The sequence below is a fragment of the Paraburkholderia sp. XV genome (assembly GCF_020177535.1).
Lineage (GTDB): Bacteria > Pseudomonadota > Gammaproteobacteria > Burkholderiales > Burkholderiaceae > Paraburkholderia > Paraburkholderia caribensis.
Genome location: NZ_JAGUUD010000039.1, coordinates 22,419 through 41,220, shown reverse-complemented (window position 1 = coordinate 41,220; position 18,802 = coordinate 22,419). Strand labels below are relative to the sequence as shown.

Annotated in this window: 12 protein-coding genes; 9 read left to right on the top strand and 3 right to left on the bottom strand. The window is 64.9% G+C overall.

Translation table 11 applies throughout. From position 1 onward, the window contains the following. Positions 1–4 precede the first annotated feature (4 nt). Positions 5–613 carry a response regulator transcription factor gene (locus KFO72_RS19635; RefSeq protein WP_054933416.1) on the bottom strand — a complete coding sequence of 203 codons (609 nt, stop codon included), beginning with the start codon at positions 611–613 and terminating at the stop codon, positions 5–7. Between the two features lie 212 nt (positions 614–825). Here KFO72_RS19635 and KFO72_RS19630 point away from each other — a divergent pair, with 212 nt between their 5' ends. Together KFO72_RS19630 and KFO72_RS19625 are read left to right on the top strand one after the other, a co-directional pair. Further along, the gene (locus KFO72_RS19630; protein ID WP_225032800.1) at positions 826–1,407 is read left to right on the top strand and encodes a response regulator; all 582 of its coding nucleotides are present in this window, start codon (positions 826–828) and stop codon (positions 1,405–1,407) included. 16 nt (positions 1,408–1,423) lie between these two features. Beyond that, the gene (locus tag KFO72_RS19625; protein WP_054933418.1) at positions 1,424–1,738 is read left to right on the top strand and encodes an Hpt domain-containing protein; all 315 of its coding nucleotides are present in this window, start codon (positions 1,424–1,426) and stop codon (positions 1,736–1,738) included. Positions 1,739–1,766: 28 nt separating this feature from the next. On the opposite strand, the gene KFO72_RS19620 is transcribed toward KFO72_RS19625, so the two are convergent. Together KFO72_RS19620 and KFO72_RS19615 are read right to left on the bottom strand one after the other, a co-directional pair. Further along, entirely contained in the window at positions 1,767–2,843 is a 1,077-nt protein-coding gene (locus KFO72_RS19620) for an OmpA family protein (protein WP_225032799.1), read from the bottom strand. A 68-nt stretch (positions 2,844–2,911) separates the two neighbouring features. Then, positions 2,912–12,283 carry an ESPR-type extended signal peptide-containing protein gene (locus tag KFO72_RS19615; protein ID WP_225032798.1) on the bottom strand — a complete coding sequence of 3,124 codons (9,372 nt, stop codon included), beginning with the start codon at positions 12,281–12,283 and terminating at the stop codon, positions 2,912–2,914. Positions 12,284–12,715: 432 nt separating this feature from the next. On the opposite strand from KFO72_RS19615, the gene KFO72_RS19610 reads away from it, so the two are divergent. Genes KFO72_RS19610 through KFO72_RS19580 form a run of 7 tightly spaced genes read left to right on the top strand, consistent with a single transcriptional unit; the run spans position 12,716 to position 18,798 of the window. Next, positions 12,716–13,006: a Flp family type IVb pilin gene (locus KFO72_RS19610; protein ID WP_062917211.1), complete on the top strand. Its 291-nt coding sequence runs from the start codon at positions 12,716–12,718 to the stop codon at positions 13,004–13,006. Positions 13,007–13,028: 22 nt separating this feature from the next. Then, positions 13,029–14,549: a pilus assembly protein TadG-related protein gene (locus tag KFO72_RS19605; RefSeq protein WP_225032797.1), complete on the top strand. Its 1,521-nt coding sequence runs from the start codon at positions 13,029–13,031 to the stop codon at positions 14,547–14,549. Next, positions 14,546–15,409, top strand: coding sequence for a hypothetical protein (locus tag KFO72_RS19600; RefSeq protein WP_225032796.1), 864 nt, complete (start codon positions 14,546–14,548; stop codon positions 15,407–15,409). The genes KFO72_RS19605 and KFO72_RS19600 overlap by 4 nt, the downstream gene beginning before the upstream one ends. Further along, a complete protein-coding gene (locus KFO72_RS19595) occupies positions 15,406–16,110 on the top strand; it encodes a hypothetical protein (protein ID WP_225032795.1) in 705 nt (234 codons plus the stop codon). The genes KFO72_RS19600 and KFO72_RS19595 overlap by 4 nt, the downstream gene beginning before the upstream one ends. Further along, a complete protein-coding gene (locus KFO72_RS19590; RefSeq protein ID WP_156516716.1) occupies positions 16,091–16,312 on the top strand; it encodes a hypothetical protein in 222 nt (73 codons plus the stop codon). Before KFO72_RS19595 ends, KFO72_RS19590 begins: the two co-directional genes overlap by 20 nt. 19 nt (positions 16,313–16,331) lie before the next feature. After that, positions 16,332–17,390, top strand: a complete 1,059-nt coding sequence (gene cpaB / locus KFO72_RS19585; RefSeq protein ID WP_225032794.1) for a Flp pilus assembly protein CpaB — start codon at positions 16,332–16,334, stop codon at positions 17,388–17,390. A gap of 25 nt (positions 17,391–17,415) precedes the next feature. Beyond that, entirely contained in the window at positions 17,416–18,798 is a 1,383-nt protein-coding gene (locus KFO72_RS19580; RefSeq protein ID WP_225032793.1) for a type II and III secretion system protein family protein, read from the top strand. Positions 18,799–18,802 lie beyond the last annotated feature (4 nt).

Sequence of the window (18,802 nt, the reverse complement as noted above, 5' to 3'; positions counted from 1 at the left end):
CGCGTCAATCGATCAGCTTGTTCAGCGTCGCAAACTCGATCAACGCGGCCAGCGAAGACAGCCCCAGCTTTTCGCACAGCCGCGTCTTGTACGTGCTGACGGTCTTGTCGCTGAGGAACAGGCGGCTCGCGATTTCCTTGTTGCTGATGCCGCGCGCGAGATACTGCAGCACTTCCATCTCACGCGGCGACAGCACATCGAGGCCGCCCGCTTTGCCCGTATGCGGCGCTTGCGCGGGAAAGCAGTCGAAACCGAGCAGCACCGTGCGTGCCGCCGTCAACATTTCCGTCAGTTCACGGCCCTTGCTCACGTAGCCGTTCGCGCCCGCTTGCTGCGTGTGCAGCGACATCACGTGATCCGGTTTCGCGGACAGCACGAGTATGTGCATGCCGTCGTCTTGCGCGCGGATGCGGCGGAGCATCGATAGTCCATCGAGGCTGGGCAAGTCAAGATCGAGCACGACCAGATCCGGATTCAGCGATAGGATCATTCTCAATCCTTCCTCGCCATCGCCGGACTCTCCTACGATCTGCAGTTCCGGGTCCGATCGAAACACACTTGCGATTGCGCCGCGAATCATCGGGTGGTCATCAACGATGACAATTCTTTTCATCTTTGGCCCATTTCTTATCATCGTGAACCGAAAACATGCTGTCTTCTGAGAGATCGCTGCATGGAAATTCATGTACGATTCTATCAAAGCGGTGAACTATGGATTACTGATTAAGTATAGAGACCGCTCACTTTATATCGTAAGACAGGTCCTACATTCTTACTTTGAATCCAATCGATACCTCTAATAATCCCAAGCGTTTTAGGACGCTGGTGGTCGACGATCATCCGGTGATGCGGCGCGCGCTGCGACACGTCCTCGATGAATCGAACGACTTCGATCTGGTTGCCGAGGCAGGTTCCGTGGCGGAAGCGCTGGCGTCTGCGGCCACGACGGAGCCTGCGCTCGCGATCGTCGACCTGCGCCTGCCCGATGGCGACGGGCTCGATCTGATCGCACGGTTGCTCGACGCGCGCCCCGAGTTGCGAGTGCTGGTCTTCTCGTCGGTCGATGAGCGGCTCAACGCTATTCACGTTCGCAGAGTCGGTGCGCACGGTTTCGTCAGCAAGATTCGTGATCCCGATGAACTGATCGCCAGCTTGAGGCTGGTCATGATCGGCTACACCTGCTTTTCCTCCGATCTGGTCGAGCCAGCGGGCGCCGCCTTATCGCGGCGCGAAACGTCGGTGCTGCACCGGCTGATTCGCGGTCAGAGCAATGTCGATATCGCAGCGTCGATGAATCTGAGTCCCAAGACAGTCAGCACGTACAAGGTACGTCTGATGCAAAAGCTCGAATTGCAGAACGTCGTCGATCTGCTCGAGTACGCGAAGACAAACGGCCTCACGAACTAGCGACGGGTGAACGTCGATGACAGACGGATGGAAGCATGTGCTCGCCGAAGGGCCGGGCGATCTACAGGCGATTCTGCGGGAAAGCGTGTGCGCGGACCTGAGCGCGGCATTCGATGCCGTCGATCTCGACGACGTGGCGCGCGTTGCCTATCTCGCGCACCGGCTGAAGGGCTCGGCGCGGCTCGCGGGCGACGAGCCTGCCTTGACGTTGTGCGCGTCGCTGGAAATGGCGGCGCAGGCGGGCGATATCGCACGCGTCCGCTTGCTGCTGATGTCGGCCGGGCGCGCCTTCGATATTGCGTTGCGCGCGCGCGGGTGCGCGACGAGCTAAGCCGCGCGTCGCGTCGGTAGTTGGCGGGTTATCGCGCGGGCGTGGTGGAGGCCGAACCACCGCGCGTAAAGCTCAGTTCGACCCGGCGGTTGGGTGCGAGGCAGCGGATCAATTGCTGCCGGTCGCGCTGGTCGCATTGCACGAGCGGATTCGCGCTGCCCATACCTTGCGCGCTGACGGGCGCATCGATGCCGTTTGCCGCCAGGTAGCGCCTCACCGTCTCCGCACGCGCCGCGGAGAGCCGCCGGTTAAGCGCATCGCCGCCCAGCCGGTCCGTATATCCTTCGACGCGAATGGCCGTCACGTCGCCGGCCTGCTTCATGTCGCGGATCAGCTGTTCGAGCCTGGCTTTGCCTGCGGGCGACAACCCCGCGATGTCGCCGCGATCGAACGCGAACGTCGCGTCGCCTTCCAGCGTGAGTTTCGGCGCAAGCCCGACGGGTTGCACGGCGACGGGCGGTATGCACGCGGCAAGCGCCGCGTCGATCTGCGGCAAGGTCTTCGTCACGTCGTCCACACGTTGCGCACTGGCCGTGAAATTGCGCGTCCACGCCTCGTGCCCCGCGTGGATCATGCCGACTTCGCCGCACGCGGTCAGCTGCTGTGCCGGCACGCAGGACGCAAACGCGGGCGATGCCTTCGCCGTCAGGATCTGCTTCCACACGTCGGGCCGTATCACGGCCGAGGTGCGCAAATCCGGATTGTCGGCCACGAGGCCGCCGCCCGTTTCGAGTCCCGACGCGAGACGGCTGGCTTCGCGCAACGCTTCTTCGACGAAGCCCCAGTGGTTCCAGTGCGAGCGCTCGTCGCGCGCCGCGTCGAGCCAGCATTGCGCCTTGAAGCCGAAATAGTTGTCCTTGCGCGGGCCGAGTGCGTCGAGACGCTTCTGGATCGGATCGATCGCGCTTGCGTTGCCGGCGGTGCGATAGGTCTCGAGCCATGCCGGCGTGGCCGCGCCCGCCATGTTGTCCTGCGTCGTGCCGATCCCGCGTTGCAGGACGGTCGGGTTCTGCACCTGCAGCGCGTCGCGTGAGGCCGTCGACGCGCAGCCGGCGACGAGCGCCGACAACGCGACGCACGCCCCCGTCATCAATGAATGCTTCATGTGTGATTCCATCAGGAAGGGGCTGCGCGGCGCTTTGTCGAGCCGCGCAGCCCGGTCAGGTCAACGGATCAGTTGCCGAATACGATGCCGACACCTGCGCGGACGATCGTGCTGTTGCCGCCCGCGCTCGACACGCCGAGGTTGTAGTTCACCGAGCCTTTCTCGTTCCAGCGCGATACGCCGACCCCGAGCGCCGCCGTGCCGCGATACCCGGCTACGCCCGCATTGAGCGTCGTGCGGCCCGGCAGATACGGCGTGACGATGTTGAGTGCCGACGCGGCCGCGATGCCGCGTTTGTTGTCGCGATCCATGTCCTGCATGCTCTTGTAGACGCCGCTGATCGCGCTGTTCATCTGGCCGAGATTGACGGCGTCCGTCGCCGCCGTGCCTGCCGCGACATTGGTGATCTGCCGCTCGGAGCCGGCCGCGCCCACGGAGACGCTGTTGTCCCGATCGGCCACCGAATTTGCGCCGAGCGCCACGGCATTGGTCGCGGGCGCCGATGCCGCCACGCCGAGCGCGACCGACTGATCGCCCGCTGTCGCCGTGCGCGCGCCGATCGCAATCGCGCCGCTGCCCGACGCGTTCGCGCCGTTGCCGATCGCAATCGCGTCCGAACCCGTCGCGGTGCCCACGGGCAGATCGTTGACCACGGGCGCCGGCGCGGGTGCTGGCGTGTAGTTCGTGACCTGCGTGGACACATAGCTCTGCATTTGCCGCAGATTCACGGCATCGAGCGCATCCACGGCATCCGCGACGTTCTTCAACTGCGTCGGCGAGCCGCCCGCGTTGAACGTGACGCTCGACTTCAACGCGCCGTCATAGGCGACGAGCGCGTTGGTCACGTGACCCGTGGACGGATCGACGGTGATGCCCGCTGCCTTCAGTTGCTTCAGGTTGACGGCATCGCTGTCGGTCTTCGCGTCGGCGAGGTTGGTCAGCGTGACGGGCGTGCTCGCGCCCGCGCCGCCGAGTGTGACCTGGGTGCGCGCAGACGAGTCATACACCACGCCGTTCGGGTTGCCGCCCGTGGCGAGCGCGGAGTCGACGGCGGAGAGGGCCGTGCCGACGTTGTTGTACGTCGAGCCGCCGATCGTGTAGGCCGGTGCCTTGATCTTGCCGTCCGCGCCGGCTGTTGCGCCGCTGCCCAGCGCGCCTGCCACGGTACTCGCCGTGTTGTACAGCTGCGCGCCGTTAATGGCTTCCGTGCTGTTGGGCGCGAGCAGGCCGGGCGCGACGTTCGCCAGCGTGACGGGTGCGCCCGTCGCGCCGCCGAATGTGACGCGGGCATGCGCGGCCGTGTCGTACAGAACGGCATTGGGCGAAGCGCCGCCACCCGAGGCGGCCGCGGCGTTGAGCGCCGCGCCGACGTCGCTGTAGGTCTGTCCGCCGATCGTATAGACCGGTTTCGTGACCGAGCCGTCGCTTGCGATGCCCGCGCCGCCGCCGAGAACCGTCGTGATGCCCTTGAGTTGCGACACGTTGACGGCGTCGGTGTTCGACGTGCCTGCCGCGACGTTGACGATCTGACGCTGCAGCGTGTCGTTGCCGACGGAGATCGTGTTGGCGCGGGCTGCGACGGAGTTCGCGCCGAGGGCGACGGAATTCGTGGCGGGTGTGAGTGTCATCGAGCCGTTGCCGAAGGCGATCGATCCCGTGCCGTTGGCGTCGGAGTTCGCCCCGAAACCCATCGAACCTGCGCCGATCGCAGATGACATGTAGCCGAGCGCCACGGCGTTGTCGGCGCCGAAGCCCGTCGATGCGCCCGTGCCGATGACAGTGGCGTTGATGCCGAGTGCGGCCGTGCCTTGACCGACGGCGGTGGCGCCTTCGCGCGCGGCCCCCGCGCCTGCCCCGACCGCCGTGGACTTGTCGCCGCCTGCCGTTGCCATCGTGCCGACGCTGGTCGTATTGGCCGCTGTCGACGTGGCGCCTGGCCCGATCGCCAGTGCGTTCGGGTCGTTGGACGTCATCGTCATGTTGGTCGTCGTCGTGGTCGGGCTGACGGCGATGAAGTCGAGCGGGTTGGGGGCGCCCAGCAGCATCGAGCGCGGCGTGTTCGTCGCCTGCAGCATCTGGTCCTGCAGTTCGGAGAACTGGTGCATCGTGACGGCGTCGGTCGAGTCGGTGCCGTCCGCGACGTTCGTAATACGGCGCTGCAGCTGAACCGTGCCGACTGACACGGTATTTTCCGCCGTGGTTTGAGACCCGTTGCCCAACGCGACCGAGTTGGCGAAAGTCGCTCGCGCGTTATAGCCAATGGCGACGCCGAATTGCGCTCCCGCGAACGATCCGGACCCAAGCGCCATGGTGTAGGGGCCATTGGCGGCGGCACCGGCGCCCAGCGCCATCGCGAAGGCGCCGGTAGCGACGGCTGGTGCATCGAGCTGGGGATCGGTTGGCGGAACGACCTTGAAGTACTTCATGTACGTTGTGGCGCCGTCGACTGCCGTGCCAATTGCCGAAAGCGCATTGCCGACATCGTTATACGAATTGCCGCTGATCACGTACGTCGGCGCCGCGATCTTGCCATCGCTGCCGACTGCCGCACCGCCGCCCAGCGCCGCCGCCGCCGTGCTGGCGACGTTGTAGAGCTGCGAGCCGTTGATCGCGTCGCGGCTCGTCGAGGCGATCGCGCCCGGCGCGACGTTCTTCAGCGCGACAGGCGAAGTCGCCGTCGTGCCGCCCAGCGTCACGCTGTTGTGCTGCGCGTTGTCGTAGAGCACTGCCCCGGCGAGCACGCCGCTCGACGACGCATCGACGGCAGATTTGAGCTGGCTCACGTTGACGGCATCGGTGTCCGCCGCGCCCGCTGCGACGTTCGTGACGCGCCGCTCGTTGCCCGTCGATCCGACGGACACTTCGCCGACGGGTGTCGTGCCCGCAAGCTGCGTGGTTCCCGGCTGATAAGCGGGTGTCGTCAGCGTCGCGGTGGTCGACGAACCGGCGCCGAGCGCCACTGAATTCGCCGCACTTGCCTGCGCGTTCTGGCCGATCGCAATCGAGTCGGAACGATCGGCGAGCGCACCCGCGCCGATCGAAACCGCGCCTGTGTCGTTTGCCTGCGCGTTGCCGCCGATCGCGATCGCATCCTGACCGCTCGCGAGCGAATCGTCGAGCGCCGAATTGGCGTGGAAATACTTGATGCCGCCGCCTTCGACGAGGGTGTTGTAGTAGATCGCGACGTTGTTGACGCTCGCGCCGATGTTCGCGACGTTCTGGTTCGTCTGATACAACTGCGAGCCGTTGACGGCATCGGTGCTGTTGGCATTCAGCGCGCCCGCAATCAGGTTGGTGATCTTCGAGCCGCTTGCGCCCTTGAGCGTCACCGACGCTTTCGATGCATCGTCATACGCGACGAAGCCGTTCGTTACGTTGCCGTTGGTATCGACGGTCGCGCCGAGGTCTTTCAGCTGCTTCACGTTCACGGCATCCGTGTTCGCGCTGCCTGCCGCGACGTTCGACAGCTTTACGGCGGATGTCGCCCCCACGCCGCCGAACGTGACCTTGTTCTTCGCCGTGGTGTCGTACGCGACGAAGGCGCTTGTCACGTTGCCGTTGTTGTCGAATGAAGCGCCGAGGTCTTTCAACTGCTTCAGGTTCACGGCATCCGTATTCTGCGAGCCCGCCGCGACATTGACGATCTGCCGCTCCGCGCCGCCTGCGCCAACCGACACGCTATTCGCGCGATCGGCCAGCGAGCCGCTGCCGAGCGCGACAGAGTTAGCCGCCGTCGTGCGCGCGTTGCTGCCGAGCGCGACGGAGTCGTTCGTAGCGGCCTGCGCGTTGCCGCCGATCGCCACCGAGTTCGCGCCGCCCGCCTGCGAATCGGCGAGCGCCGAGTTCGCGTGGAAGTACTTCAGTCCGCCGCCGTCGTGCAGATTGTTGAGCGTGTCGCTCATGTTGTTGACGTTGCCCGCCAGGTTCGCCAGATTGTTCGTGACATTCGCGACATTCTGGTTCGTCTGGTAGAGCTGCGAGCCGTTGACGGCATCGGTGCTGTTGGCATTCAGCGCGCCCGCAATCAGGTTGGTGATCTTCGAGCCGCTTGCGCCCTTGAGCGTCACCGACGCTTTCGATGCATCGTCATACGCGACGAAGGCGCTCGTCACGTTGCCATTGTTGTCGAATGAAGCGCCGAGGTCCTTCAGTTGCTTCACGTTCACGGCATCCGTGTTTGCGCTGCCTGCCGCGACGTTCGACAGCTTCACGGTCGATGTCGCGCCCACGCCGCCGAACGTGACCTTGTTCTTCGCCGTGGTGTCATACGCGACGAAGGCGCTCGTCGCGTTGCCGTTGTTGTCGAACGAGGCACCGAGGTCTTTCAGCTGCTTCAGGTTCACGGCATCCGTATTCTGCGAGCCCGCCGCGACATTGACGATCTGCCGCTCCGCGCCGCCTGCGCCAACCGACACGCTATTCGCGCGATCGGCCAGCGAGCCGCTGCCGAGCGCGACAGAGTTAGCCGCCGTCGTGCGCGCGTTGCTGCCGAGCGCGACGGAGTCGTTCGTAGCGGCCTGCGCGTTGCCGCCAATCGCCACCGAGTTCGCGCCGCCCGCCTGAGCATCGGCGAGCGCCGAGTTCGCGTGGAAGTATTTCAGTCCGCCGCCGTCGTTCAGATTGTTGAGCGTGTCGCTCATATTGTTGACGTTGCCCGCGAGGTTCGCGACATCCTGATTCGTCTGATAGAGCTGCGAACCGTTGACGGCTTCCGTGCTCGCTGCGTCCAGCATGCCCGCCATGACGTTTTTGATCTTCGTGCCGCTCGCCCCCTTGAGCGTGACGCTGGCACCGGTCGAATCGTCGTAGGCGACGAAGCCGTTCGTCACGTTGCCGTTGGTGTCGATGGCCGCGCCGAGGTCTTTCAGCTGCTTCACGTTCACGGCGTCGCTGTTGGCACTGCCTGCCGCGAGGTTGGTCAGCTTCACAGGCGCGGTGGCGCCCACACCGCCCAAGGTCACCTTGTTGTGCGCGCTGGTGTCGTACTTGACGGCATCGACGGCGGTGCCGCCCGATTGTGCCGCTGCATCGATCGCCATGCCGACGTCGTTGTACGTCGTGCCGTTGATCACGTATTGCGGCTTGACCACCGAACCGTCGGCGGCGACGCCGGCACCGCCGCCGAGCACCGTCGTGACGCCCTTGAGTTGCGACACGTTGACGGCATCGGTATTTGCCGTGCCTGCCGCGACGTTGACAATCTGCCGTTCGGCGCCGCTCGCGCCCACGGAAATCGTATTCGCGCGATCCGCCACCGATCCACTGCCCAACGCAACGGCATTCGCCGCTGTCGCGTGGGTGTTGGCGCCAAGTGCAATCGAAGCCGATGCTGCCGCCTGTGCATTGCCGCCGATGGCAATTGCGTCGTCGGCGCTCGCGAGCGAATCGGCGAGTGCCGAATTGGCGTGGAAATACTTGATGCCGCCGCCTTCGACCAGCGTGTTGTAGTAGTTCGTCACGTTGTTGACGCTCGCGCCGATGTTCGCGACGTTCTGGTTCGTCTGATACAGCTGCGAACCGTTGACGGCGTCCTTGCTCGCGGACGTGATCGCACCCGGCGCGACATTGGCGATCTTCGTGCCGCTCGCGCCCTTGAGCGTGACGGAATTTTTCGATGCATCGTCATAGGCGACGAAGCTGTTCGTCACGTTGCCGCTCGTATCGACGGTCGCGCCGAGGTCCTTCAACTGCTTCACGTTCACCGCGTCGTTGTTCGCGCTGCCCGCCGCGACGTTCGAGACCTTCACAGGTGTCGTCGCGGCAACGCCGCCCAGCGTGACCTTTGATTTCGTCGCATCGTCGTAGGCAACGAAGCCGTTCGTCACGTTGCCGTTCGGATCGACGGTCGCGCCGAGGTCCTTCAGTTGCTTGAGGTTGACGGCATCGGTGTTGGCCGAACCCGCCGCGACGTTGACGATCTGCCGCTCCGCGCCGCTCGCGCCAACCGAGATGGTATTGGCGCGGTCTGCCACTGCGTTGTAGCCGATCGCGACCGCATTGTTCGCCGTGACGCGCGCATTGCTGCCAAGCGCGACGGAACCCGTCGTTGCTGCCTGCGCGTTGCCGCCGATCGCCACCGAATCGGTGCCGCCCGCCTGCGAATCGGCGAGCGTCGAGCTCGCGTGGAAGTACTTGATGCCGCCGCCTTCGGCGATGTTGTTGACGATGGTGTTGATGTTGCCGACGTTCGCGCTCACGTTCGCGACGTTCTGGTTCGTCTGATATAGCTGCGAGCCATTGACGGCGTCCATGCTGGCGGCGCTCAGCGTGCCGGCTGCAACGTTTTTGATCTTCGTGCCGCTCGCGCCCTTGAGGGTGACGTTCGCGTTCGTCGTGTCGTCGTAGGCGACGAAGCCGTTCGTCACGTTGCCGTTCGTATCGACGGTCGCGCCGAGATCCTTCAGTTGCTTCACGTTGACGGCATCGCTGTTCGCGCTGCCCGCGGCGACGTTGGTCAGCTTGACGGGAGACGTGGCGCCCACACCGCCGAGCGTCACCTTGTTGTGCGCGGCGGTGTCGTATTTGACGGCGTCGGTCGAGCCCGGACCCGCGGCGGCATCGAGCGCCGATCCGACATCGTGATACGTCGTTCCGCCGATCACGTAGGAAGGCTTCGCAATCGAACCATCCGTTGCCACGCTCGCACCGCCGCCGAGCGAACCCGTCACGCCTTTGAGCTGCGACACGTTGACGGCATCCGTATTGGCCGTGCCCGCCGCGACGTTGACGATCTGGCGCTGCTCCGTGGCGTTGCCCACGGAAATCGTGTTCGCGCGGTCCGCGATCGAACCCGTGCCCAATGCAATCGAGCCTGCCGTGGTCGCCGTCGCGCCCGTGCCGAGCGCCATCGCATTGGTCGCAGCGTTGAACACCAGCGCGTTATAGCCGAGCGCGACGGAACCTGCACCGCCCGCGATCGAGAACGAGCCGAAGCCCAGCGAGTTGGCGTTTTCGGCATCGGCCATATAACCGATCGACACGCCGTTCAGCGCATTGAAGCCCGTCGATGCGCCCTGGCCGATCACCGTCGAATTGACGGCGAGCGCGGCGGCGCCCGAGCCGACGGCCGTCGATCCCGTGCGTGCCGCGCCCGCGCCTGCGCCGACGGCCAAAGCGTTAGTCCCCGACGCGTTCGCGGACGGTCCGACTGCCATCGCATTCAGATCGTTCGAGACCGAGGTTGGCGCGCCCGTCATCACGTTCGGGCTGACCTTGATGTAGTCGAGCACCGAGGTGTCGCTGAGCAACATCGAGTGCAACGTGGGCGAGGTCGTCGTCATCGCCTTTTGCAGTGCGGTCAACTGGCCCACTGTGGCGGCGTCCGTTGCGTCGACGCCGTCGGCGACGTTGGTCACGCGTTTCTCGCCGCCCTTGCGGCCCACCGAAATCGTGTTGGATTCGTACACCTGCGCGTTCGAGCCGATCGCCACCGAGTCTTCGTACTGCGCGCGTGCGCCCGTGCCGATTGCCACCGAGCGGTCACCCGATGCATACGCCGCGCCGCCGATAGCCGTCGTCTCGACGCCGTTCGAAAGCGCCTGCGATGCTGTCGACGAGACCTTCACGTACTTGGCCGTGACCTGCACGTCCTGTCCGACCGCGCCGATTGCGTTGAGCGCGCTGCCCATGTCGTTGTATGTGACGCCGGCAATCACATAGGACGGCGCCGCCAGCGTGCCGTCCGCCTTGACCGTTGCGCCCGCGCCGATTGCACTGGCTACGCTGCTGGTCGTCGCGTACATCTGCTTGCCGTTGATCGCGTCGCTGCTGCTTGCGTTGATTGCGCCGTTTGCGACGTTGGTCAGTGCGACGGGTGCATGCGCGAGCGTGCCGCCCAACGTCACGACGTTATGCGCCGCCGTGTCGTAGTTCACGCTGTTGGCGGAACCGCCGCCGCCGCCATTGGCCGCGAGCGCGTCGAGTGCTTCGCCGACGTTGTGATAGGTCTGGTCGCCGATCTTGTAGCTCGGCGGCGTGATCGAGCCGTCGGGCGTATTGGCGCTTGAACTGCCGCCGAATGCCTGCGCGGTGCTCTGCGCCAGCGCGCTCATGCCGCTGCCGACGTCGTTGAAACCCTGCTGCGTCGCCTGGGCCAGCTGGAACATCTGCGATCCGTTGATCGCGTCGGTGCTGGATTGCGTGATCGCGCCGGGCGCCACGTTCATCAATCGCACGGGTTGCGTCGCGCCCACGCCGCCCAGCGTCAACGCGTCATGCGCGGCCGAGTCGTAGACGACGAGATTCGGCAGCGCGCCGCCCGTTATCGCGTTCTGCACCGTTGTGTTCAACTGGCCGACGTTGACGGCGTCGGTATCGGCCGTGCCGGCCGCGAGATGCGTGATCTGGCGGTTGGTGAGATCGTTGCCCACGGACACCGTGTTCGCGCGATCGGCCACCGAGTTCGAGCCGAGCGCCACCGAGTTCGCCGCAAGCGCCGTCGCATTGCCGCCGACAGCGACCGTCTCCTGCGCTGCCGCCGACGCATCGGCGAGGACCGAACTCGCGTGGAAATACTTCAGGTCCGGCGGGAGATTGATGGTGTTTCCACCGCCGCCGCCCCCACCGCCGCCGCCTCCGCCAGCGGCAATGGCTGCATTCAACTGGTCCACATTGACGGCGTCAGTCCCGGCGCTGCCAGCGGCGACGTTCGTGATCTGCCGCTCGCCGCCCTGCTTGCCGACGGATACCGTGTTGCTGCGCGTCGCAACCGACCCCTCGCCGAGCGCGACCGAGCTGGCCGCGAGTGCCGATGCGTGCGAGCCGAGCGCCGTCGATGTGGATGCCGCCGCAAGCGAATGTCCGCCCAGGGCTACCGTATAAACGTCGGCTGCGTCGGCGTCCCCGCCGACTGCGATTGCGTGATACAGACCATCTGCGACCGCGTTCACGCCGACCGCGATGTTCGTCGCGCCTTGCGCAAGCGACGCGCCGCCAATTGCGATCGGACCGTTGCCTGTATTCGCTCCTTCGGAGCCGTATGTCGTGCCGTTCTTGCTGACGCCATTGGCTTGCGCACCGCCGCCGATGGCAATCGCATCGCCGCCCGACGCGGACGAATCACTCAGGCTGGACTGGACGTGAAAGTACTTCAGGTTGTTCCGGTCGTAGGTGTACGCGTACGCGTCCTGCGCGTTGACGCCGTTATACGTGATGTTGGTCGTGCTGCCACTGCCGCCGCACCAGAACAGGAAACAGAACCATTCGCTGCTGGGCGCGGGTGTCGAGAGATTGGCGGCGCTCGATGTCGGCTTGGGCGTGAGGCTAGGATCAGCCGCCCAGGCCGTGCCGTACGAGCCAAACGTGACAGCCGATGCAATCGCCGCCGAAGCGATGTTCAACGCGCAGCGGCTCGACTTCTTGCCTTGCGCGCGGGTGTTTTCCGCTGCGGCGACATAGGTGCCGGCCACTTCGTTCCACACGGATTTATAGGTTCTGTTCATGCTTCGCGTTTTTCCTTTTAATGGACGAATATTCGAATGGAACCGGAATGCCGTTAAAAGGCAGCCAACGGTTCTTATCCGCGAGGGGAATCTATTCGCACGCGATGCTTCTAAATAGCAGTTGAAAAGATAGGCTGTGTAGGATTTTGCCGCGTATTTGAAAGGCAAACGGAAAGACTCAATGCCGCCGCGAATTTGGCTCTTGTTGCGGATTGAGCGCCTGTTTCAATGTGTTTGTGGCATAAATTTGACGCAGGATTGATCGACCGCCTGATTAGGAAAGTAGATGTTGTGGTTGAAGAAATCTCTCAATCCAATTTCAGTAGGGAATTCTTATACTGATTCCCTGCCTGGTTGATGAATTTGAATAACCGGGTAATGAATTCAGGTTCATCTGCATTCTTCCATTAAGTTAATTATGGTTTGTTTTCTATGAAAATCTCTTTCAAGCGTCATCTACACAGGCAGGCCGGTCAGGGCATGACCGAATACATCATCATCGTCGCGCTGATCGCGGTGTCGGCGATTGCGGTGTACGCATCGTTCGGCAAGACGATCCGTCAGCAGACGGCGGGTCTCACGCACGAAATGTCAGGCACGGACAGCACGGCTGACATCAACGACGCCCGCGCTGCAGCGACGGACGGCAAGAGCCAGGCCGACAAGAACAAGGGCATGGGCGCATACGGCAGCGACGGTGCGCTTTCGACAGGCAACAAGTAAGCCTCACGCACGGCTCGTCATCATGGAACGCAACGTCCGCCAGCGAAGAGGCGCGCATGCCGGCCAGGCGATGGTGCCTGCGCTGCTGTTCCTGCTGATCGGCGGCATTGGCCTGTATGTCGCCTTCGGATCGTTCCAGATGACGAGCGCAAAGATGAAGCTGCAGAACACGGCTGATGCCGCCGCTTACAGCGCGGCCGTGCTGCAAGCCCGCGACTACAACTTCTCCGCCTATGCGAACCGCGCGATGGTCGCCAACCAGGTGAGCGCCGCGCAGGTCGTCGCGTTGAAGTCGTGGATCGACGAACTCGACAACACGTATATGGGCAACCCCGACACCGAGGCACTCGTTACGACCTTTGCCGATCATCCGGCGTTGTGGCGTACGCCCAAGGAGCGCGCGCGCGTCGACATCGCGCCCGTGCGCGCGACACTCGACGCGCTGTTGCCCGCTGTCGCCACAGGCGTGGGCGGCATCACGCGCGCGCTCAGCGACGCACAGACGAACTATCACGCAGCGATGTTCGTGGCCGTGCCCGATATCGCCAACGACGTCGCGCAACGCAACCAGTCCGATACGAACGTGACTTCTGGCTATTTCACGAGTCCGCGCAATGCCGCGCAACTGGCTGCCTGGCAGACGTACACGAGCGTCGTGAACCCGGCGGGCGATCTCGACGCCGATCATTTCGCCGACGTCGTCACCGATCCCGAGACGCTCGACGGCTTCGTCAAGGCACGGGTGTCGTCACGCAGTATCGCGCCCGACTATCAGCAGATCGACGACACGAGCGCGCGCTGCCGGGGCGGCGGCCGGATCGCGATTCGGGTCGCGCATGCGGGCGGCACGCAGTTGCGCAGCGACAAGAAGGGCTGGCAATCGATGGACGCGAGCACAGCGCACATCACGATCACCTGCGTCGATACGTTCGACGCGATTGCCGGGCATGGCGGCAGCACGAACGGTGAGGTGGGCAGCTACATGACGCATCCGCCGTTCGTGGCGTGGAGCGACTGGAAAGGATATGGCGGCTACATGAATTTCGGCGACCCGGACAGCACGCAGCCTGGATTGAACGTGCCCGCCGCGATGGCGGAGCAGTTCTCACAGGGGCCTGGCGCTTCGCTCGATGCAGCCAATGGCGGCCTGCTGCCGTATCAGGACATTGCGAACGCGCCGCTAGCAAGCGAGGCGCCGCGCATCACGATCGAAGTGGAGCGTTTGGCGGGAACGCTCGTCAAAACGCCGGGGCTGGGCGGCGCGGGCCGCATGCGCGTCGGCAACGGCAGCGCGGGCGGTGCGATGCGCGCGCTGGCAAGCGCGCATGCGTACTTCGTGCGGCCGTCTGCGGACGCGCTGGGCGACAGGCTCGCGGGTGCGTTGCTCGATGCAGGGGCGTGGCGGCGCGCGGACGGCAGGACCGAATATCCCAGCACCTTCAGCCCGTACTGGCAGGCATCGCTGGCACCTGTCAGCGCAGCTGAGCGTGCCGCTGCGCAGGCCGCGCAAATCGACACGGATGCGAGCGCGGCCCAACCATGAACCGGTTTATCGAAAGGCGCGTTTGCGCGCAGTCCGGCCAGGCGCTGGTGGAGTTTCTCGTTGCCACGATGCTTGCTGCGAGCGTGCTGTTGCTCGCGGTCGTGATGCTCGGCAAGTTCAACGATATCCGCAACCACACGCTGATGGGTTCGCGTTACGCGGCGTGGGAACGCACTGTGTGGATCGACAGCGAAGCGGGCGGTTCGACGAATCGCGACTGGTACGCACGCAATGGCAGCGACGCGTTGCAGCTTCACAAGAGCGATCAGGAGATCCAGCGCGAATTGCTCGCGCGTGTGGTGGCGGGCAACGGCGCGCCCATTGCGGGCACGGACCGTAGCGCGGACCCGGGCACGGCCGGGCAGGGCGTCGCGCAACCTGCGATGTGGAAAGACCCTGGCGGCGCGGCGCTGCTGGACGACGCACGCGACGTCTCCGTCAGCACGGGCGAAACCGGCATGCCGACACAACTCGACGCCTATACATCGAACGGCTTCGGCTCGATGCCCACGGCAAGCGGTGCGCCATTCCCCGCGACGCTCGATCTGCCGTCGCGTGCGCTGCAAACCGCGAGCTTGCGGATCGCGACGGGCATGCACAGTGACGCGTTGCGGCGTCTGTGGCCAGATTTCGGCGGCTTTGCGATCGACGACACGAACGCGTTGCTGACCAATGCGTGGTTGCCCGAAGGCGCGGCGCGCGCGAAAGCGCTGTTCGCGCAGGCGGTGCCGGCGGCGCATGCGCCGTTGATCGCGCCTTCGCTTTACCGGGGGTTGCGTGTTTATGCGCCTGAAATCGATACGTTCGAATCTGGCCGCATCCGCGACGAGGTCGTTCCTGCTGACCGGCTCGCGCGATGAACGTCCTGTCGATGGGCGCGATCGTGTTGTCGTTGATGCCGCTGCAAGTGCTCGCGGCCGGGCAGAGCTGCGACCGTCAGCCGGTGCACGCCGAACGTGTGCAGATGATTGGCCGCGACATGCTCGTCAACGGTGTGCCGGCGTCCGTGTATGGCCTGGAGTTCGATGGCACGCCAGATGACGTGTCGAACGCATTCCGCGCCTTCTGGACGCGCTCGCATGTGCCCGCGACGGGACGCCGCGATGCTTCGGGGATGCTGCTCGCCGCGCTCGATGGCAAGTGCCACTACGTGCTCGTTATTGCGCCGCGCGTCGAAGGCTCGCGCACGAAAGGGCTGATGAGCGTGATGCGTCTGGACGGCACGGGCGCCGCGCATCGTATCGGCGCTTCGACGGTCCCGCTGCCGGAAGGCGCGAGCGCCGTGTCCGATGTCGAGAGCCGCGATGGTCGGCAGACAGGGCGCACGTGGCTGCTCGAAGTGAGCGGCGCAACACAGGACAACGCGCAGCGCTACGCGCGCCGGTTGCAGGAAGCGGGTTGGCGCGTCGTCGCGCAGGCACCCGCGCTGCGGCTCGACGGCTCGCAGCGTGCGATGGGCGATGTGCTCGCCATGCAGCGCGGCAGCGAACGCATCGACGCCGTGTTTTCCAACCGAAACGGACGTACGGAGGCCGTGATCCATGCAACGACGGGTCCTTGAAAACATGCTGCCGCTTATGCCGCCGCGCATGCCGCCACTCAGGCAGCGGCAGCGCGGTCAGGCAGCCGTCGAATACCTCGTCGTGACGTCTGTGATCGTATTCGCGCTGGTCGCGGGCGGCGATGCGTCCGTCATCGACCGGTTTTGCGCGGCGTTCAGGTCGCTCTATCGCGCGTACAGCTTCGCGCTCTCTCTGGCGTAACTATCCGGCTTTGAATCAGATGTTCAGGAAGATCAAGTTTCATTCGATGCTCGGCAACGCGTGGTTTCTGCTGCTCGTTGCCGTGCTGACGGCGGGCGCGCTGACGTGGTTCGTGTATCGCTATCTCGGCGAGCGAGAGGCGCACGTGCGCGCCGAAGTGACGGGCAAGCTCATGCAGCGCGGTATCGAAGTCGTCGTGCCGCGCCGCGACGTGGCGGCGGGCACGCCGTTGTCGAGCGGCGATTTCGTGTCGCGCGAAATCGCCGCCGATCTCGTCTACGACGACATGGTGCGTGTCGACAGATTCGACGCGTTGCGCAGCGCCAAGCTCGTGCGCGCCGTCCTGCATGGACGGCCGCTGCGCATGAGCGATATCGACGCGCTGCGCGGCCGCGATTTCTCCGACATGCTGCCCGCCGGCCAACGCGCGCTGACGCTCGAGATCGACGCGGTGAACTCGACGGCGTCGATGCTGCGGCCGGGCAATCGCGTCGATATGTACTGGGTCGGCGCGCAGGCCGAACCGGGCGCTGGCGACGGAAGGACCGTGCGTCTGCTGCTGCCCGATGTGCTGGTGCTGGCGACGGGCCAAAGCGTCAAGCCGCGTGATGCAGGCGACGCCGACGAAACGAAGAGCATCGGCAATGCGTCGCGCTACGACACCGTGACGATGCAGCTTCCTGCCGCCGACGCGCCGCGCGTCGTGCTCGCGCAAAAGATGGGCGCGCTGCGCCTCATTCTCAGGAACGCCGACGATAGCGCCGCTGCGCCGCCCGTCGCGTTGACGGAAAGCGATGTGTTTCCGGCGGAGCGCGTGGCGAAGCAGGTATCCGTCGAGGTGATCGCGGGCGGCGGCGCGGGTGCGGGCGTGGCGAACGTCGCGCAAGTCGCGCAAGTCGCGCAAGTCGCGCAAGTCGCGCAAGTGGCGCCGATATCCTCGGCGTCCAGCGACGCGCAGCCGCGCGACGTCAAAGCCGGCGCAATCGAACCAGCGAGCGCATCGCTGTTCGACAGCGCTGCCGCCATTGCAAAGCAGTGGCAGCAACGCGACACGTACCGCATCAGCGGCCAGAACTAGAAGAACAAGACGCTTCCTACCATTCATGAAAGCAGGTTTCCACTCAATGGCGTTGCGACGCGTGGCAAGCGTGTCGTTCATCATCTGCGCGCTCTCTTTAGACGCAACGGGCGCGGTGCAGGCAACGGGCATGCAGCACGGGAGCAGCGCGAACGCTGCGCAGAACGGCGACGTGTTCGATCTGTACAAAGGCGAAGTGCGCATGCTCGACGTGCCGGGCACGATCAAACGTATCGCGATAGGCAACGGCAAGCTCGTGACGGCGAACGTCGTCGATGGGCGCGTGATGCTGTTGGCCGAAAGCGCGGGCATCACGTCGCTCGTCGTGTGGAACGAACGCGGTATCGCGTTGCAGACGACCGTGCGCATTGCGAAGGGCGACGTCGGCATGTCGGCGGCGCAATTGCGCAGCGTGCTGGCGTCGGTGCCCGGCGTGCGCGTGCAGGAGGTCGGGCCGAACATCGTGTTGTCGGGCAGCGTGCATCGCGACAAGGCTGCCGCCGTGAAAGCGGCCATCGCCGACATGAGCAACGTGATCGACACCACGACCATCGACGAAGGCGATGCGCTCAAGAAAACGCTGCATTTCAAGGTGCAGATCATGGAAGTCACGCGCACGGGGCAGAAGGATATCGGCATAGCGTGGGACAGCCAGTTCGCGGGCCCGCAGGTGTCGGGGCAGGGGTTCGTCGGCTCCGGCGCCACCAGCGGCGCAAACTTCTTTCTGGCGGGCATTGCATCGACGATAACTTCGCGCATCAACTTCGCGATCAACAACGGCGACGCGTACATTCTCGCCGCGCCCGAGCTGAGCACGAAGAGCGGCGGCACCGCGTCGTTTCTCGCGGGCGGCGAGGTGCCGATTCCGAAGGCGGGCGCGCTCGGCACCACCGACGTCGAGTACAAGCCGTACGGCATCCGGCTGAACATCAAGCCCGTCGTCGATGCGAACGACATCATCTCGGCCACCGTGCAGACCGAAATCAGCCAGCTCGATCCTTCCGTGTCGTACGGTGGATTTCCGGGCTTCCTCACGCGCAGCGCGAGTTCGGACATTTCGCTGCGCGCGGGCGAGACGATCGCAATCTCCGGCCTCGTCAGCGCCGACGCGCTCAATGCGTCGACGGGGATGCCGTATCTCGCGCGTCTGCCCATCATCGGGCAGCTGTTTCGCTCGGACAGCTTTCGCGCGAAGAACAGCGACCTCGTGATTTTCGTCACGCCGGTGATCTCGGACCCGTCTGGCGAGACCAATGCCGCGCTGCTGGCGCGCGCGCAAGAGGCCGCGCGGCGCTATGCGGACCAGTATGGTGCGCGCAGTCCGCTTGCGCCGCCATTCGTACCCGTGGCACCGCTATCCGCCGATCCCGCGGCGCCTCAGAACGCGACGCTCTACCCCGCTCATTGACGAC

Excerpts from the sequence above, each read along its gene's own strand:
- KFO72_RS19635 (WP_054933416.1), bottom strand. The coding sequence starts at position 613 with ATGAAAAGAATTGTCATCGTTGATGACCACCCGATGATTCGCGGCGCA.
- KFO72_RS19600 (WP_225032796.1), top strand. The coding sequence starts at position 14,546 with ATGAACCGGTTTATCGAAAGGCGCGTTTGCGCGCAGTCCGGCCAGGCG.
- KFO72_RS19625 (WP_054933418.1), top strand. The coding sequence starts at position 1,424 with ATGACAGACGGATGGAAGCATGTGCTCGCCGAAGGGCCGGGCGATCTA.
- KFO72_RS19605 (WP_225032797.1), top strand. The coding sequence starts at position 13,029 with ATGGAACGCAACGTCCGCCAGCGAAGAGGCGCGCATGCCGGCCAGGCG.
- KFO72_RS19595 (WP_225032795.1), top strand. The coding sequence starts at position 15,406 with ATGAACGTCCTGTCGATGGGCGCGATCGTGTTGTCGTTGATGCCGCTG.
- cpaB (WP_225032794.1), top strand. The coding sequence starts at position 16,332 with ATGTTCAGGAAGATCAAGTTTCATTCGATGCTCGGCAACGCGTGGTTT.
- KFO72_RS19580 (WP_225032793.1), top strand. The coding sequence starts at position 17,416 with ATGAAAGCAGGTTTCCACTCAATGGCGTTGCGACGCGTGGCAAGCGTG.
- KFO72_RS19615 (WP_225032798.1), bottom strand. The coding sequence starts at position 12,283 with ATGAACAGAACCTATAAATCCGTGTGGAACGAAGTGGCCGGCACCTAT.
- KFO72_RS19610 (WP_062917211.1), top strand. The coding sequence starts at position 12,716 with ATGAAAATCTCTTTCAAGCGTCATCTACACAGGCAGGCCGGTCAGGGC.
- KFO72_RS19620 (WP_225032799.1), bottom strand. The coding sequence starts at position 2,843 with ATGAAGCATTCATTGATGACGGGGGCGTGCGTCGCGTTGTCGGCGCTC.
- KFO72_RS19590 (WP_156516716.1), top strand. The coding sequence starts at position 16,091 with ATGCAACGACGGGTCCTTGAAAACATGCTGCCGCTTATGCCGCCGCGC.